Annotated in this window: 15 protein-coding genes and 1 riboswitch; of the genes, 10 read left to right on the forward strand and 5 right to left on the reverse strand. The window is 65.7% G+C overall.

The window, feature by feature from the left end; translation table 11 throughout:
• From sdhA to VX037_RS10180, 7 genes are all read left to right on the forward strand, one after another.
• Nucleotides 1-1755 (forward strand): succinate dehydrogenase flavoprotein subunit, encoded by a 1755-nt coding sequence (sdhA, locus tag VX037_RS10150; protein ID WP_235723739.1) that lies wholly within the window; start codon nucleotides 1-3, stop codon nucleotides 1753-1755.
• Nucleotides 1755-2543 (forward strand): succinate dehydrogenase iron-sulfur subunit, encoded by a 789-nt coding sequence (locus VX037_RS10155; protein ID WP_266059541.1) that lies wholly within the window; start codon nucleotides 1755-1757, stop codon nucleotides 2541-2543. Before sdhA ends, VX037_RS10155 begins: the two co-directional genes overlap by 1 nt.
• A 132-nt stretch (nucleotides 2544-2675) precedes the next feature.
• On the forward strand, nucleotides 2676-3116 hold the full coding sequence (locus VX037_RS10160) for a hypothetical protein (protein WP_328714118.1): 441 nt from the start codon (nucleotides 2676-2678) through the stop codon (nucleotides 3114-3116).
• A 117-nt stretch (nucleotides 3117-3233) separates the two neighbouring features.
• The gene (locus VX037_RS10165; protein ID WP_235723736.1) at nucleotides 3234-3698 is read left to right on the forward strand and encodes an Lrp/AsnC family transcriptional regulator; all 465 of its coding nucleotides are present in this window, start codon (nucleotides 3234-3236) and stop codon (nucleotides 3696-3698) included.
• Nucleotides 3695-5092, forward strand: coding sequence for an aspartate aminotransferase family protein (locus tag VX037_RS10170; protein WP_328714119.1), 1398 nt, complete (start codon nucleotides 3695-3697; stop codon nucleotides 5090-5092). The genes VX037_RS10165 and VX037_RS10170 overlap by 4 nt, the downstream gene beginning before the upstream one ends.
• A gap of 3 nt (nucleotides 5093-5095) precedes the next feature.
• The gene (locus VX037_RS10175; RefSeq protein WP_328714120.1) at nucleotides 5096-6115 is read left to right on the forward strand and encodes an adenosine deaminase; all 1020 of its coding nucleotides are present in this window, start codon (nucleotides 5096-5098) and stop codon (nucleotides 6113-6115) included.
• 318 nt (nucleotides 6116-6433) lie between these two features.
• Nucleotides 6434-7657 (forward strand): D-alanyl-D-alanine carboxypeptidase family protein, encoded by a 1224-nt coding sequence (locus tag VX037_RS10180; RefSeq protein WP_328714166.1) that lies wholly within the window; start codon nucleotides 6434-6436, stop codon nucleotides 7655-7657.
• 3 nt (nucleotides 7658-7660) lie between these two features.
• Here VX037_RS10180 and VX037_RS10185 read toward each other — a convergent pair whose 3' ends face one another.
• Genes VX037_RS10185 through VX037_RS10195 form a run of 3 tightly spaced genes read right to left on the reverse strand, consistent with a single transcriptional unit; the run spans nucleotide 7661 to nucleotide 10663 of the window.
• A complete protein-coding gene (locus VX037_RS10185; protein WP_328714122.1) occupies nucleotides 7661-8713 on the reverse strand; it encodes a YhjD/YihY/BrkB family envelope integrity protein in 1053 nt (350 codons plus the stop codon).
• A 50-nt stretch (nucleotides 8714-8763) separates the two neighbouring features.
• Nucleotides 8764-9798 (reverse strand): tryptophan--tRNA ligase, encoded by a 1035-nt coding sequence (trpS, locus tag VX037_RS10190; protein ID WP_328714124.1) that lies wholly within the window; start codon nucleotides 9796-9798, stop codon nucleotides 8764-8766.
• Between the two features lie 28 nt (nucleotides 9799-9826).
• Nucleotides 9827-10663 carry an exodeoxyribonuclease III gene (locus tag VX037_RS10195; protein WP_235723731.1) on the reverse strand — a complete coding sequence of 279 codons (837 nt, stop codon included), beginning with the start codon at nucleotides 10661-10663 and terminating at the stop codon, nucleotides 9827-9829.
• Nucleotides 10664-10777: 114 nt separating this feature from the next.
• Here VX037_RS10195 and VX037_RS10200 point away from each other — a divergent pair, with 114 nt between their 5' ends.
• Nucleotides 10778-10960, forward strand: coding sequence for a (2Fe-2S)-binding protein (locus VX037_RS10200; protein ID WP_235723730.1), 183 nt, complete (start codon nucleotides 10778-10780; stop codon nucleotides 10958-10960).
• Between the two features lie 105 nt (nucleotides 10961-11065).
• Nucleotides 11066-11551: a bacterioferritin gene (gene bfr, locus VX037_RS10205; protein ID WP_235723729.1), complete on the forward strand. Its 486-nt coding sequence runs from the start codon at nucleotides 11066-11068 to the stop codon at nucleotides 11549-11551.
• On the opposite strand, the gene VX037_RS10210 is transcribed toward bfr, so the two are convergent.
• Nucleotides 11509-12744: an MFS transporter gene (locus VX037_RS10210; protein ID WP_328714168.1), complete on the reverse strand. Its 1236-nt coding sequence runs from the start codon at nucleotides 12742-12744 to the stop codon at nucleotides 11509-11511. The two genes, bfr and VX037_RS10210, sit on opposite strands and share 43 nt — an antisense overlap.
• 103 nt (nucleotides 12745-12847) lie before the next feature.
• Complete coding sequence (locus VX037_RS10215; protein WP_328714126.1) at nucleotides 12848-14713, reverse strand: cutinase family protein; 1866 nt, start codon at nucleotides 14711-14713, stop codon at nucleotides 12848-12850.
• Between the two features lie 241 nt (nucleotides 14714-14954).
• Nucleotides 14955-15074: riboswitch (SAM riboswitch) on the forward strand.
• A 61-nt stretch (nucleotides 15075-15135) separates the two neighbouring features.
• Between VX037_RS10215 and VX037_RS10220 the strand changes: the two genes are divergently transcribed.
• The gene (locus tag VX037_RS10220; RefSeq protein WP_328714128.1) at nucleotides 15136-16464 is read left to right on the forward strand and encodes a bifunctional o-acetylhomoserine/o-acetylserine sulfhydrylase; all 1329 of its coding nucleotides are present in this window, start codon (nucleotides 15136-15138) and stop codon (nucleotides 16462-16464) included.
• Nucleotides 16465-16537: the final 73 nt, after the last annotated feature.

Raw genomic sequence — 16537 nt, forward strand, 5'->3', positions numbered from 1 at the left:
ATGCAGGAACATCGCTACGACGTAGTCATCGTGGGTGCCGGCGGGGCCGGCATGCGCGCCGCCATCGAATCCGCGCCACGTGCGCGGACAGCGGTGCTGACCAAGCTCTACCCCACCCGCAGCCACACCGGCGCAGCACAGGGTGGCATGTGCGCCGCGCTGGCCAACGTCGAAGAGGACAACTGGGAGTGGCACACCTTCGACACCGTCAAGGGTGGTGACTACCTCGCCGATCAGGACGCCGTCGAGGTGATGGCCAAGGAAGCCATCGACGCGGTCCTGGATCTGGAGAAGATGGGGCTGCCGTTCAACCGCACCCCCGAGGGCAAGATCGATCAGCGCCGATTCGGCGGACACACCCGAGATCACGGCAAGTCGCCGGTGCGACGTGCCTGCTACGCCGCCGACCGCACCGGCCACATGATCCTGCAGACGCTGTATCAGAACTGCGTCAAGCACGACGTCGAATTCTTCAACGAGTTCTACGCGCTCGACATCTGCCTCGGTGAAAACGAAGACGGCGAGATGGTGGCCAATGGTGTGGTCGCCTATGAGTTGGCCACCGGCGAGATCCACGTCTTCCACGCCAAGTCAATCGTGTTCGCCACCGGCGGCTCGGGCCGGATGTACAAGACCACCTCCAACGCCCACACGCTCACCGGCGACGGCATGGGCATCGTCTTCCGCAAGGGATTGCCGCTGGAGGACATGGAGTTCCATCAGTTCCACCCGACCGGCCTGGCCGGACTCGGCATCCTGATCTCGGAGGCCGTGCGTGGTGAGGGTGGCATCCTGCGCAACGCCGACGGCGAACGCTTCATGGAGCGCTACGCCCCCACCATCAAGGACCTCGCACCCCGCGACATCGTCGCCCGATCGATGGTGCTCGAGGTGCTCGAGGGCCGCGGCGCCGGGCCCAACAAGGACTACGTCTACATCGACGTCACCCACCTCGGCGAGGACGTCCTCAACGAGAAGCTGCCCGACATCACCGAGTTCGCCCGCACCTACCTCGGTGTCGACCCGGTCACCGAGTACGTCCCGGTGTACCCGACCTGCCACTACGTTATGGGTGGCATCCCGACCAACATCGAGGGTCAGGTGCTGCGCGACAACGACACCGTGGTGCACGGCCTCTACGCGGCCGGCGAGTGCGCCTGTGTGTCGGTGCACGGCGCGAACCGGCTGGGCACCAACTCGCTGCTCGACATCAATGTGTTCGGCCGGCGGGCCGGTATCGCCGCCGCCGACTACGCCACGTCGGCCGACTTCATCGAACTGCCCGAGACGCCGACCAAGATGGTCGACGACTGGCTCGAGGTGCTGCTCAGCGAACGCGGCCATGAGCGCGTCGCCGACATCCGCACCGAGTTGCAGGTGACGATGGACAACAACGCGTCGGTGTTCCGTACCGAGGAGACGCTCAAGCAGGCACTCACCGACGTGCACGCACTGAAGGAGCGCTACAACCACATCCGCGTTCACGACAAGGGCAAGCGCTTCAACAGCGACCTACTCGAGGCGATCGAGCTCGGCTTCCTTTTGGAGATGGCCGAGGTCACCGTGGTCGGCGCGCTCAATCGCAAGGAGTCACGCGGCGGTCACGCCCGCGAGGACTACCCCGACCGCGACGACACCAACTACATGCGCCACACCATGGCGTACAAGAAGGGCGAGGGCCTTCTCGCGGACATCGAGCTGGACTACAAGCCCGTCGTGCAGACCCGCTACGAGCCGATGGAGCGTAAGTACTGATGACAGCGATCATGGAGAACCCCACCCCATCCGCCGACGAGCCGCCGCTGCCCCCGGTGCCCGACGAGGCCACCATGGTCACGTTGAAGATCTACCGGTTCAATCCGGAGAACCCGGACGCGCAGGGATTCGAGAGCTTCCGGGTGCCGGCGCTGCCGACCGACCGGTTGCTCAACCTGCTGCTGTACGTGAAGGGTTACCTGGACGGCACCCTGACGTTCCGACGCAGCTGCGCCCACGGCGTGTGCGGGTCCGACGCGATGCGCATCAACGGCGTCAACCGCCTGGCCTGCAAGTTGCTGATGAAGGACATGCTCCCGAAGGACACATCCAAGGAGCTCACCATAACCGTCGAGCCCATCAAGGGCCTGCCGGTCGAGAAGGATCTCGTGGTGAACATGGAGCCGTTCTTCGATGCCTACCGCGCGATCAAGCCGTTCCTCATCGCGTCGGGCAACGAGCCGACCCGGGAACGTATCCAGAGCCAGGCCGACCGTGCCCGCTTCGACGACACCACCAAGTGCATCCTGTGCGCCTGCTGCACCACCAGCTGCCCGGTGTTCTGGAACGAGGGAAGCTACTTCGGTCCCGCCGCCATCGTCAACGCGCATCGTTTCATCTTCGACAGCCGCGACGAGGGTGCGGTCGAGCGTCTCGACATCCTCAACGACATGGATGGTGTGTGGCGCTGCCGGACCACCTTCAACTGCACCGAGGCGTGCCCCCGCGGCATCCAGGTCACCCAGGCAATCCAAGAGGTCAAACGTGCGCTGATGTTCTCGCGTTGACCTGCTGACGGCCGATCCGGCCCTCAGAAGCAGATAGACCTATCTGCAGCCCCGACGATGCCCCTCCTCGGTTCTCGAGGAGGGGCATCGTCGTCGGTGGAACCGATCGCACCCCTGATGCGTCCAATCACCATGAGCCGCACACATTCACTGGCCGTCGGTGCACTGGTCTGCATCGGGCTCGTCATCGGCCCGGGCGTCGCGATCACCGTCGGTTCGCCGCACGCCCAAGCATCCCCGCGCCACCCGGGTGCCGGTGACCGCATCACCGTGGTGCTGACCTCAGACCGCGAGGTCAACAGTGGGGCGTCCTGGTACGACAGCCACAACACGCTGCGCAGCCAGACCCGTGTCCCGCTCACCCGTCATGATCCGACGTCCGCGAGATACTCTGCGTCGCTGGTGTTCACCAGTCGGGTACGACATCAGAGGATCGACGCCGTCTTCCAATCGTCCGGCGGATTCGCCCGATGCGCGGTCTGGGTGAACGCGGTGAAGGTTCGGGAGAAGACCGCACATTCGGGGCAACATGCCACGGCGTACTGCGGACCCGATGACCGGCCGTCCACATGAGTTGACAACACGGTTCGGGGCGCTCCAAAGACAGAATCGCTTGTCGCAAGGCGCAGAGGACTACGAATTCCGTGAGATCTGTTGCTTTCTACTACTGAATCCGCCAGGATCGTAGGTGTGGCCGAATCCGCTCTCCCCACACTCGACGACACCGCGAAGAGAATTATCGAACAGCTGCAAGCCGACGGCCGCGCCTCGTATGCATCGATCGGCAAAGCAGTGGGCCTGTCGGAGGCCGCTGTTCGCAACCGCGTCCAGAAGTTGACCGAGAGCGGGCTGCTGCAGGTGGTCGCGGTCACCGACCCGCTCACCCTCGGCTTCTCCCGGCAAGCCCTGATCGGCGTCCGGTGTACCGGCGACACCGAAGCATTGGCAGAGCAATTCGCCACCCGTCCGGAGATCGACTACGTGGTGCTCACAGCAGGCTCGTTCGACATCCTCATCGAAGTGGTCTGCGAGGACGACGACCACCTGCTGCAGATTCTGAACCGACACGTCCGAGCCCACCCTGAGGTCAACGCCACGGAGACCCTTGTCTATCTCAAACTCGTGAAACAGCAATACAATTGGGGAACCCGATGAGCATGGCCGACGAGCCCACCGCCACCCTGTCGCTCGGCGACCGCAGCGCCGCACACCTGTGGGGACATTTCGCCAGGCACGGCGACGCGATCCGGCCACCGGTCATCACCCGCGGTGAGGGAGTGCGGATCTTCGACGACCGCGGCCGGAGTTACCTCGATGGCCTGGCCGGCCTCTTCGTCGTCCAGGTGGGGCACGGCCGAGACGAGCTCGCCGAGGCCGCCGCGCGGCAGGCCAAGGACCTGGCGTTCTTCCCACTCTGGTCCTACGCGACCCCGCCGGCGATCGAACTCGCCGAACGGCTCGCCGCTCATGCACCCGGCGACCTCAATCGCGTGTTCTTCACCACGGGTGGCGGCGAGGCCGTGGAGAGCGCGTGGAAGCTGGCCAAGCAGTACTTCAAGCTCACCGGCAAACCGGGCAAACACAAGGTGATCTCGCGCTCGGTGGCCTACCACGGCACGCCACAGGGCGCACTCGCCATCACCGGTGTGCCCGCGCTCAAGGAGGCGTTCGAACCGCTGACGCCGGGCGCCTTCCGGGTACCCAACACCAACATCTACCGCGCGCCGGATCCCTTCGGTACCGGCGAGTTGGCCACCGATCCGAAGAAGTTCGGTCGGTGGGCAGCCGACCGCATCGCCGAGGCCATCGAGTTCGAGGGCCCGGACACCGTGGCCGCTGTGTTCCTTGAGCCGGTCCAGAACGCCGGCGGCTGCTTCCCACCGCCACCGGGATACTTCGATCGGGTCCGCGAGATCTGCGACACCTACGACGTGCTGCTGGTCTCCGACGAGGTGATCTGCGCGTTCGGCCGCATCGGGTCGATGTTTGCCTGCGACGACTTCGGCTACGTCCCTGACATCATCACCTGCGCCAAGGGAATGACCTCGGGTTACTCGCCGATCGGCGCGATGATCGCCAGCGATCGACTGTTCGAACCGTTCCGCGACGGCACCACCAGTTTCCCGCACGGTTACACCTTCGGCGGTCACCCCGTTTCGGCTGCGGTGGCGCTGGCCAACCTCGACATCTTCGAGCGGGAGCACCTCAACGACCACGTCAAGAACAACGCTGCTTCATTCCGGGCGACCCTGGAGCGGCTCGGTGACCTGCCGATCGTCGGTGACGTCCGCGGCGCGGGGTATTTCTACGGGATCGAACTCGTCAAGGACAAGGCCACCAAGGAGACGTTCACCACCGTCGAGTCCGAACGCATCCTGCGCGGATTTCTGTCCTCTGCCCTATTCGACGCGGGGCTGTACTGCCGCGCCGATGACCGCGGCGACCCGGTTGTGCAGCTCGCTCCCCCACTGATCGCCGGTCAAGCGGAGTTCGACGAGATGGAGCAGATCTTGCGCTCGGTACTCACTGAGGCATATACGCTCCTGTAGAGCATGTCCCGGATTCGCGAACTACCCAAGGTCGAGCTGCACGTGCACATCGAGGGCACGTTGGAGCCCGATCTCGTAGTGGAACTCGCGCACGATCAGGGCATCGAACTGCCGTATCCCGATGCCGAGGCACTACGTGAGCGCTACGTGTTCGCCGACCTGTCATCGTTCCTCGACATCTACTACGCCAACCTCGATGTGCTCCGTCGCCGCCACGACTTCGCTCGCCTCGCATACGAATACGGCGCGCGGGCGCACCTGGCCGGAGTCGTGCACGCGGAGGTGTTCTTCGACCCGCAGGCCCACCGCTCACGTGGCGTGCCACTGCACGACGTCGTCGGCGGACTCGTCGACGGGTTCGATGATGCGCGGGCGGAGTTCGGTGTCACCACCGATCTCATCGCCTGTTTTCTGCGTGACCGGCCGGTCGCCGAGGCGTCGGCGGTACTCAACGAGCTCGTGGACATGTCCGCGCCGATCGTCGGCGTGGGCCTCGATTCGGCCGAGATCGGCAATCCCGCCGCGCCGTTCGCCGAAGTGTTCGCGCGGGCAGCCGCGCTCGGCCTGCGACGGGTGGCCCATGCCGGCGAGGAGTCAGGTCCGGAATCGGTGCGCGAGGCGATCGAGGAACTGGCGGTGCACCGCGTCGACCATGGCATCCGCAGCGTCGACGATCCAGGTGTGATGGCCCAGCTCGCGGCCCACCGCATTCCGCTGACGGTGTGTCCGTTGTCGAATGTGCGGCTGCGCACGGTCGCAGATCTCGCATCGCATCCGTTGCCGCACCTGATCGAGGCAGGCGTCGTGGTGACCATCAACTCCGACGATCCCGCATATTTCGGCGGCCACGTCGACGACAACTTCCGCGCCGTCGCCGAACAGTTCGCCTTGACCGACGACACACTCGCCCAGCTGGCCCGCAACTCGGTGACCGCGAGTTTCCTACCACAGGAGCGCCGAGACACGGTGCTCGCCCAGATCGACGAGTGGCTGGCAGCCGGCCACCCACCGCCGGTCGAGTAACGGCCGAGCCACCCCACCACCGGCCACAAACCGCTGGTCGAGTAGCCGCCACGCCACCCCACCACCGGCCACCCACCGCCGGTCGAGTAGCCGCCGAGCCCCTGGGCGAGGCAGCGTATCGAGACCCCGGCCAACCAGGTTTCGATACGGCCGCGGCTAGCGCCTCGACCTACTCAACCCGCGACGTCCCGCCAGAACTCGCCACCCGACGCCATCAGCAGATAGGCGGCCGCTGGTAGGCTCCTGCCGGTGACGGAGGGGAGGCCGGCGGGTGTCGGCAAGCGTCTGGCCGCGGCCTTCGCCGCGGCACTGTGCCTGATGGTGACCGGCGGGACGTTCGGGCCGGCCGCCGCCGCTCCGATGGCGACGACCCCGATCACCGATCACTGCCCCTATCGGGTGGGCACCCCGCCTCCGGTGGACGAGTCCGAGGTGGTCGCACCCGGTTCACCGACCCCCACACCGCTGCCGGTTCCTGCGACGTCCGTGGGCGGTGAACAACTCGCGCACTGCGGTGTCGTCGCCGATCCGATCGCCGGACCCATCCCGCCCGCGCTCACGTCGGCCGGTTGGTTGGTCGCCGACCTCGACTCGGGAGCGGTACTCGCCGCCAAGGACCCCCACGGTCGGTACCGGCCGGCCTCGACGATCAAGGTGCTCCTGGCCCTCGTCGTCCTCGACGAGCTCGACCTCGACGCCGTCATCACGCCCACCGTGGCGGAATGGAGCACCGAAGGCGACTCCTGCGGGATGGGCCCGGGCGGCCACTACTCCAATCGCGACCTGCTCACCGGCCTGCTCGTCGTCTCGGGCAACGACTGCGCCAACGCGCTCGCCCGTCAACTGGGTGGCGTCGAGGAGACGCTCGCGAAGATGAACGCCAAGGCGCAGGCGCTCGGTGCGCTCGACACCCGCGCGGCGTCACCGTCTGGGTTGGACGCGCCAGGAATGTCGTCGTCGCCGTACGACCTCGCGGTGATCTTTCGGGAGGCGATGACCGACACCACGTTCCAGTCGATCGTCGCGCTCGAGAGCTACCGGTTTCCCGGTTACCCGAAGCGTCCCGATGTCCCGGGCGACAAGGATCATCCCGCGTATCTGATGCAGACGTCCAATCACCTTCTGCTCGAGGGATATCCGGGCATGATCGGCGGCAAAACCGGCTACACCGACGATGCCCGCAAGACGTATGTGGGCGTCACCGAGCGGGACGGACGACGAATCCTCGTTGTGGAGATGTTCGGCCTGACCGTCGGCACCAATTCGTACTGGGACCAGACGAAAGCTTTGTTCGACTACGGATTCCGGTCACCTGCGAACGTCGAGATCGGCACGCTGACAACCCCCGTGGCCGACTCTGCCGCCACTGGGACACGAACGTCCACTCCGACCACCACCCCGACCGCATCGCCGCGGACGGTCACCGCGACCGGACCCGACCATCCGGCAGGCTGGTCGGTCCGCATCCTGATCGGTCTCGTTGCCGCGCTCGTGGCAGTGCTGTTGGCGCTCCTCGCGATACGCCTGTTCGCCAAAAGGTGATGCTCAGCGTCGCATCAGCCAACCGACGACGGCGCTTGCGGCAGCACCGATCCCCGCCACCGCCACCAGCGTCGTCGGTCGCGGTGCCGGGCTGACCTGATAGTTCGGCGACACCAGCACCGGCGCCGGTGTCTCGTCCTCCTCGGTCACCTGATACGGCTCGTTGGCCACGTCGGTGGCACACCAGGCGGCGGCGTACAACACGATCCGCGAGGCCAGGTACGCGAAGACCAGCAGGCCGATGATGGGACCGAACGTCACTCCGGCGGGCCCGTTCAGCACCGACTCCAAGTATATGCCGCCGACCGTCTTGACGATCTCGAAGGCGATCGCGGTGAGCAGACCGGCCTTCATCGTGTTGCGAAATGGTAGCTGCACCAGGGGAAGTCGCGACATCACGAAGGTGAACAGCAACCAACTCGCCAATACCGACACCACGATCGCAACCGTGCGAACGACGGCCGGCGCCCACGCCGCGTCGTCGAGACCGACCCAGGACAGAACCTCGGTGGTCAGCCCCGAGTTCCCCAGCGCGGTGATCGCCATCGTCCCCGCGAAGGCGATGCCCAGCAGGGCGAAGGTCACCAGATCCCACACCTTGGACATCACCGGGTTGCGGTTGACTCGTCCGCCCCACATCTCGGTCATGCCGGTGCGCACCCCGGAGATCCAACCGATGCCGGTGAACGCGGCGCCGACCAGACCGACGATGCCGACAGCGGCGCGTTGGTCGACCGCGGAGTCGATGAGATCGCTGACCTGATCGCCCAGCCCTTCGGGCATGTTCTCCACCACGGCCCGTTGCAGGTCGTCGAGCAGGTCGGGCTGACTGGCCAGAACGAAACCGGCGATCGCGAAAACCACCATCACGATCGGGACCAACGCCAAGATGCCGTTGAAGCTGATCGAAGCAGCGTAGAGGTTGCCCCGGCGATCGTTGTAGCGCTGCACCGTCTGGATGAGGTGTTCGAGCCAGGTCCATCTCTCCCGGGCGGCGGCGAATCCGCTCTTCGCACGCTCCACGGCCCCTTTGGCCGAATCAACCACCGAACTCACCTGCGCCGCCTCCTCGGTCGGGTTGCGGGGTCAGCCCGGTCGGTGACTGATCACCCGCCGGGTGCCAGGAAACCCACTTTGTCATAGACGGCCGCAAGTGTCGCCGAAGCGACCGACCGCGCGCGTTCGGCGCCGCTCGCGAGGATCGCGTCGAGTTCGGCCGGATCGTCCATGTACTCGGCCACCCGGCCCCGTAGCGGGGTCACGAACTCGGTCAGCACGTCGGCGGTGTCGACCTTGAGATCGCCGTATCCCTTGCCCTGATACTTGTCGACCAGGACATCCACCGGAGTACCACCGAGCGCCGACTGGATGGTCAGCAGGTTGCTCACCCCGGGCTTGGTGTCCGGATCGAACCGGATCTCGGTGTCGGTGTCGGTGACCGCGGAGCGGATCTTCTTCGCCGAGCGCTTGGGCTCGTCGAGCAGATTGATCAGGCCGCGGTCGGACTCCGCCGACTTGCTCATCTTCGCGGTCGGGTTCTGCAGGTCGTAGATCTTGGCGAATTCGCGCACGATATGCGCCTCGGGCACCTTGAGGACCTTGCCGAAACGAGAGTTGAAGCGCTGCGCGAGGTTTCGCGCAAGTTCGAGGTGCTGACGCTGATCCTCGCCGACCGGCACGCGGTCGACGTCGAAGGCCAGGATGTCGGCGGCCATCAGAATCGGATAGGTGAACAGCCCGACGCCGGCGGCGTCGACACCCTGCTTGGCCGACTTGTCCTTGAACTGCGTCATCCGGCTGGCCTCACCGAAACCGGTGATGCAGGACAGCACCCAGGTCAACTGCGCGATCTCGGGAATGTGGGACTGCACGTAGATCGTGGACCGCGCCGGGTCCACGCCGACCGCCAGCAACTGGGCGACGCTGCGCCGGGTCCGCTCGGCCAGTACCGCGGGCTCATAGGCGACGGTGATGGCATGCATGTCCGGGATGAAGTAGAAGGCTTCGAAATCGTCCTGCAGCGCAACCCATTGCCGAACGGCACCGAGGTAGTTGCCGAGATGGAAGGAATCACTGGTCGGCTGGATACCCGACAACACGCGCGGCCGCGCGGCGCCTGACCCTGGGACGTCACTGCTCATGACGTCCAGTGTCTCAGACGACCTCGGGTCAGTCGTAGACGACGGTCATCGGTGCATGATCCGACCAGCGCAGGTCATAGGCGTCGGCGCGGTCCACCCATGTCTTGACCGCATGCCGGGCCAGTCGTCGATTGGCCAGCTGGTAATCGATGCGCCACCCCGAGTCGTTGTCGAAGGCCTTGCCGCGCCACGACCACCACGTATACGGACCCGCCTGCCCAGGTGTCAGCTCGCGCATCACATCCGACCATCCCGCACCCAGCCGATCGCCGACCCAGGAACGCTCGTGGGGCAGAAAGCCCGGACTCTTGCGATTGCCTTTCCAGTTCTTGATGTCGGCCTCGGAGTGCGCGATGTTCCAGTCACCGCCGATCACCACATGGCGCTGCCGACGCGCCAACCGGTCGAGGTGTCGACCGAAGCCATCGAGAAATCGGACCTTCTCGTCGTACTTCTGCACATCCTTGGGTTCCGACGTCGCCGCCGCACCCTTCGGCAGATACACACTGGCGACGGTCATCGGACCCAACGGCCCGTCGAGATCGGCCTCGAGGTATCGGCCGGTGGGATCGAACTCGGTATCACCGAAGCCGACGCGAACCGCCTCGATCGGCAGGCGGCTGAGAATGCCCACACCGGCGTGCCCCTTGACGACCGAGTCGCTCATCTCCAGTTGCCAACCGTCGGCAAGCGCCGGCGCCAACGCCTCGTGGGCCTGCTCGGCATCGGCTCGGATCTCCTGCATCAGCACGATGTCCGACTCGGTGCCGGCCAGCCAGGCATGCAGGCCGCGGTTGCGTTCCGAACGGTGTTTCACGGCCGCGCGGATTCCGTTGACGTTGACAGTGGTGATGGCAAGTGACACGGCCACGAGGGTACCGGCGAAATTGGTGCGTCCGTACCAAAGGTAAGGCAACCCTTGCCATGGGTAGCGCTTTATGTAATCCTTGCCTAACTGATCCGATTCGAGGTGAAACCGATGTTCGTTTGCATATGCCGCGCAGTGACCGAGGACGAAGTCCACGAGCACTGCTCAGCGGGCGCCATGTCCGTGGACGCCATCGGCGAACGATGCGGCGCCGGTGAAGGTTGCGGCACATGCCTCGAGCGACTCGCACAGATCGTCTCCGAAAGGACCGCCACCGCGACCACCGCAGCATGATCACCGTCGTGTGACGGCCGAATCCACAACCTCACGTTCAGATGCCGAACGTGGGGCTTTTCGGCGTGCTACGTTCATCTCACCACTGTGAACGGAGGAACGGTCATGCGCGGCGACGACGAAGTGATCGCACTGCTCAACGAACAGCTCACCAGCGAGCTGACCGCCATCAACCAGTATTTCCTGCATTCCAAGATGCAGGCCAACTGGGGCCTCACCGAGATCGCGAGCAAAACCCGCGCCGAGTCCATCGAGGAGATGCAGCACGCGGAGATCCTCACCGATCGCATCCTGTTCCTCGAGGCGCTGCCGAATTATCAGAAGATCCTTCCCCTGCGCATCGGTCAGACGCTGCGCGAGCAGTTCGAGTCCGACCTGGCCATCGAGATGGAGGTCGTCGAACGGCTCCGCCCGGGCGCCACGATGTGTCGCTCGAAGGGCGACATCACCAGCGCGAAGATCCTCGAGGACATCCTTGCCGACGAAGAACACCACATCGACTATCTCGAGACCCAGCTCGAGCTGATGGACCGCATCGGCGAACAGCTCTACCTGTCCAAGACGGTCGCCACACCCCCGACCATCGACTGAGGTCGGGGCCCGCGGCGTCGCCCGGTGAACAGCGCCAAGCCCAACACCGCGATCCCCGCGACCGCCAGCCCCGCACCCATCATCGACGGCGCCCGGTATCCGTGCCCCGCGGCGATGACGAGGCCGCCCAGCCAGGCGCCTGCCGCATTGGCGATGTTGAGTGCGGAGTGATTCAGCGCCGCCGCCAACGTCTGCGCGTCGTCGGCCACGTCCATCAGCCGGGTCTGTAGTGCGGGGATCGTCGATGCCCCCGACAGACCGATGGCGTAGCTCAGGATCATTGCCGCCCAGGCGTTCTGCAGGGTCAAAGCGAACAGCGCCAGGGACACCGAGGTGGCGATGAGGCCGGCGAGGATGCCGAACGGGACGCTGCGGTCGGCGAGAATGCCGCCGACGATGTTGCCGCTGACCATGCCGAGTCCGAACAGCATCATCGCCACCGGTACGAGCGACACCGGCACACCCGCCACCGTGGTCAGCGCCGAGTTCAAGTACGTGTAGTAGGCGAACATGCCGCCGAACCCGACCACGCCGATCAGCAGGGTGAACCACACCTGCGGCCGGGCCAGTGCGCCCAATTCGGTCATGGGATTGGTCACCCGCATGTCGGCCAGCGGCGGAAGGCTGCGCATCAGCGCCACGATCGTCGCCAGACCGATGACCACCACCAGTGCGAACGCCGAACGCCAACCCAGCGATTCACCGAGCCAGGTGGCCATCGGCACACCCGCGACATTGGCCACCGACAACCCGAGCATCACCTTGCCCACTGCCTTGGCACGATCACGCGGGCCGGCCAGGTGCGCGGCGACCAGAGCCGCCACCCCGAAGTAGGCGCCGTGCGGCAGACCGGCGACAGAGCGCGCGGCCATCAACAGGCCGTAACTCGGTGCCAGCACCGTCACGAGGTTGCCGACGGTGAACGCGACCATGAGACCGATGAGCAAGGTCCGGCGCGGGACGCGGGCAGTGAGCGCAGCGATCAACGGGGCTCCGACCACCACCCCGAGGGCATACGCCGAGATGACGTGACCGGCGGTGGGCTCACTGATCCCCAGGGTGCCGGCGATGTTGGGCAACAATCCCATCGCCACGAACTCGGTGGTACCGATCCCGAAGCCGCCCAGTGCCAGCGCGATGATGGCCCACCGCCGCACCGACGGGGGAACCGGCGCGCGGTCGGCGACGGTCAGGGCTGCGGAATCGGCAGGGGCTGAAGACACTCCGTCACCAACCACGGCCTCCCCGGACGTGATTCCCCGAGCCGGGCGTGAGTTCGTTCACACGGGTGCGCGGCTACTCGTCGTCCTCCGGACTGTCGCCGTCCGACGTATCGACCTTGGACGAGCCGGAGCCCGATCCGGTGCCGGTCACGCCCGTCGCGGGGCCGGGCTCGGTTCTGCTGTCGCCCTCGCCGTCGTCTTGATCGGTGTTCTCCGCGGTCGGGGTGTCCGGGTCGGACGTGTCCGTCTCGATCGGTGCCGGCACCTCGGCCGTCGAGGAAGCCGTGCCCGACGAGGAGGCGGGCGGTGTCGTCGGAGACGACGGGGGCGAAGTGTCGGCCGTCGTGGACGGACTCGTCGGCGTGCGGCGGACCGAGGTGGCCGTCGAGCTGCCGGCCGTCGTCGGCCAGCTCGGTGGCGTAGCGTTCGGTGGCGTAGCGCTCGGTGACGATTCAGGCCCCGAGTCAGGTGCCACTGCCGACGTAACGGCCCCGGACTCCGAGGGCGTCGGGCGTTCGGGGCCCACCGCCTCGGACTCGATGTCCGTCACCTGCGACATCGCACGCAAGAAGGTGACCTGTCGGGGCGCATCGTCGGCGCTCTCTTCCGTGACGTGCGGACCCACGACCGTGCTGCGGGTCGGCAGCGGTCCGATGATCTCGCCGGCCCAGTACTTCACGAAGTTGGCGGGGATCAGCACGATGCTCTTGGCGCTGGCGGCCAGGGCGGCGACGCCCTCCTTGACATCGTCGGGTGCCCGTTCGACCACTCCATTGAGGATCTTCTCGAACACCAACAGATCGGGAAGATAGCCGCCGTAGCCGACGTTCGGCAGCGGCGGCAGGACGTCCTGGACGACGCGGACCACCGGTTGCAGGTTGGACAGCTCGATCCCATAGGGCAGATCGACGGTCCACCGATCGGCGAGGACATCGCGGATCCTCGTACCGTCGAGCCCGATCGTCTCGGCACCATCGCGGATGACGCCGATGATGGCCGAGTCCGCCTCGGCGATGCAGTCGGTTTGGTCGGCTCCGCAATCGACCGCGCGTCCCGTGTTCCATACCGGTTCGGTGGGATCGCGATACATCTGCCAGTTGTACAGACCGTGCTTGGTGAAATAGCCGACCAGGCCGTCGACGGTCCCGATGGGGTCGTATAGCGGGTCGGGCAGGTCGCAGATGGGGTCGCCCTCGACGCAAACCGAGACCACCGCGTCCTCGAGCTCCCCGAAACCCCGGTTGCCATGGCCCTCTCGGGCGCCGCTCATGGTGAGTCCGGGGATCACGCCGATCAGTGAGAGTTCGATGCCACGGCCGGTCTTGTCCCCCACCCGCCGGGGATCGGCGTAGAGCTCGCCGGACAGGCCGTCGGTACTGATGTCGACGACGATCGGTTCGCCCTCGTCGTCGAGCTCCGGGTTCCCGTGCTCGTCGAGCAGCACGACCTTGTCGTCGCGGTCGTTGCCGATGTCGGAGAGGACGTCGCCGGCCACCCGCGCACCCTGCGAGTAGCCGGCGACCACCACCGGCGTGTCACAGTGATACTGGTAGCGCGCGATCGCCTGCTTCGTCGCAGCGTTGCCCTGCGTCACGCTGTCGTCATAGCCCGCGGCGCCGAGCGGCCACAGCGTCGTCGGATAGTCGGCGTTGATCACTTTGTAGGGAGCGTCCGCGTAGCGCGAGTCGTCGGCGGTCCCGGGCGTGTCATCGATTCCGGTGCCGCTGAACCGTTGCTTGACGCCGATCATGTTCGCCGCGTCCGGGTCATTCGTCCCGCCGACGATGATCACGGCGCCCGCACCACAGTCGTAGTCGTCGTCCGAATCCGCCCGGGCCACGCCAGCCGGAAGGCAGTACGCGGCAGCCACCGCGAGAGCACCCGCCATGGCAACGAGCACGACCGTCATCCGGTGTGCCGAACGGCACCGAGCAGGCATCAGATCTCTTCTCGTCGCAGGGCCTGGGCTGGCGACAGCCTAGATCCGCGATCTCAAAGACCGCATCATCGTTCGTTAGACTAACGACTCTCACCTGGGGTTTCAGTCGCACTGCGGCCGAAGTTCATCCTTTCGGACGACAGTTGTTCTCATTTTGTGACCTGCCGATCCAGGCGTGTTCCGATCACCGCGAACAACACGGTTCTCAGTCGCGCAGGGGCGTGCTATATCCTTGACGCCAGGTCATGAGCATCAGCGTCAAGCCCCGGCTCGCTGATCGGCAACCCTCCAACCGCGGTGGGGTGCTCCGGGTGATGACCGGGTTGAGGAATGCGGATGCGTTCCGAGGCAAGCGCGGGTCCGAAGGTCGGACCCCACCAGGGTCGTCGCACCCTGCCGACCGCAGAAAGTAGGACATGGTCATGTCTGACGCCACTGGCTCCGACGCCGTCGACCCCACGGCGAACTGGAGCTTCGAGACCAAACAGATCCACGCCGGGCAGACGGCGGATCCCACCACCAACGCACGGGCATTGCCCGTGTACCAGACGACGTCGTACGTCTTCAACGACACCCAACACGCCGCGAACCTCTTCGGGCTCGCCGAACCGGGCAACATCTACACCCGGATGATGAACCCGACCCAGGATGCGGTGGAACAGCGAATCGCTGCACTCGAAGGTGGCGTCGCCGCTCTCCTGCTCGCGTCGGGTCAGGCCGCCGAGACGTATTCCATCTTGAACATCGTCGAGACCGGTGGCCACGTGGTCTCCAGCCCACGGCTCTACGGCGGCACATTCAACCTGTTCCACTACACGTTGCCCAAGCTCGGCATCGAGGTGTCCTTCGTCGATGATTCCGAGGATCTGGACTCCTGGCAGGCGGCCATCAAGGACAACACCCGGGCAGTGTTCGGTGAGACCATCTCCAATCCGAACAACGAGATCCTCGACATCGAAGGCATCGCCGAGGTCGCACACCGGAACAGCCTCCCGCTGATCGTCGACAACACGGTCGCGACGCCCTACCTGCTGAACCCACTCGCCCACGGCGCGGACATCGTGGTGCATTCGGCCACCAAGTACATCGGCGGCCACGGCACCGCGATCGGCGGTGTCATCGTGGACGGCGGTACCTTCGACTGGCGGGTACAGCGCGACGGCGTCGATCTCTTCCCGGGCTTCACTACACCGGACCCCAGCTATCACGGCGCCGTGTTCGCCGACCTCGGCGCCCCGGCGTTCGCCCTGAAGGCCAGGGTCCAGTGGCTACGCGACACCGGCGCGGCGATCTCTCCGTTCAACGCTTTCCTGTTGGCGCAGGGACTGGAGACGCTGAGTCTGCGCATCGAACGCCACGTGAGCAACGCACGTCGCGTGGCCGATTTCCTGGAGGGGCACGCGCAGGTGGAGTCGGTCGCCTACGCGGGTCTGTCGTCGTCGCCCTGGTACGACCGCGCCCAGAAGCTACTGCCGAAGGGGCAGGGCGCCATCGTCAGTTTCGAGATCACCGGCGGCGTGGATGCGGGTAAGAAGTTCGTGGACGCACTGACGTTGCACAGTCACGTGGCCAATATCGGTGATGTGCGATCACTGGTGATCCACCCCGCCTCCACCACCCACAGCCAACTGGCCCCGCAGGAGCAGATCGACGCCGGCGTCACCCCTGGTCTGGTGCGGCTGGCAGTGGGTATCGAGGGCATCGACGACATCATCACCGACCTGGAACTGGGGTTTGCTGCTGCCAAGTGATGTGTGGGACAACAGCATTCATGTGACAACAGGCCAATGCGTCGACTATCGAGTGTGACGAAGAGTGAGTGAA

The sequence above is a fragment of the Gordonia sp. Z-3 genome (assembly GCF_036233855.1).
GTDB lineage: Bacteria > Actinomycetota > Actinomycetes > Mycobacteriales > Mycobacteriaceae > Gordonia > Gordonia tangerina.

Coding starts and splice junctions, on each gene's coding strand:
- sdhA (WP_235723739.1), top strand. CDS start 1: ATGCAGGAACATCGCTACGACGTAGTCATCGTGGGTGCCGGCGGGGCC.
- VX037_RS10155 (WP_266059541.1), top strand. CDS start 1,755: ATGACAGCGATCATGGAGAACCCCACCCCATCCGCCGACGAGCCGCCG.
- VX037_RS10160 (WP_328714118.1), top strand. CDS start 2,676: ATGAGCCGCACACATTCACTGGCCGTCGGTGCACTGGTCTGCATCGGG.
- VX037_RS10170 (WP_328714119.1), top strand. CDS start 3,695: ATGAGCATGGCCGACGAGCCCACCGCCACCCTGTCGCTCGGCGACCGC.
- VX037_RS10175 (WP_328714120.1), top strand. CDS start 5,096: ATGTCCCGGATTCGCGAACTACCCAAGGTCGAGCTGCACGTGCACATC.
- VX037_RS10180 (WP_328714166.1), top strand. CDS start 6,434: ATGGTGACCGGCGGGACGTTCGGGCCGGCCGCCGCCGCTCCGATGGCG.
- trpS (WP_328714124.1), bottom strand. CDS start 9,798: ATGAGCAGTGACGTCCCAGGGTCAGGCGCCGCGCGGCCGCGCGTGTTG.
- VX037_RS10200 (WP_235723730.1), top strand. CDS start 10,778: ATGTTCGTTTGCATATGCCGCGCAGTGACCGAGGACGAAGTCCACGAG.
- bfr (WP_235723729.1), top strand. CDS start 11,066: ATGCGCGGCGACGACGAAGTGATCGCACTGCTCAACGAACAGCTCACC.
- VX037_RS10215 (WP_328714126.1), bottom strand. CDS start 14,713: ATGCCTGCTCGGTGCCGTTCGGCACACCGGATGACGGTCGTGCTCGTT.
- VX037_RS10220 (WP_328714128.1), top strand. CDS start 15,136: ATGTCTGACGCCACTGGCTCCGACGCCGTCGACCCCACGGCGAACTGG.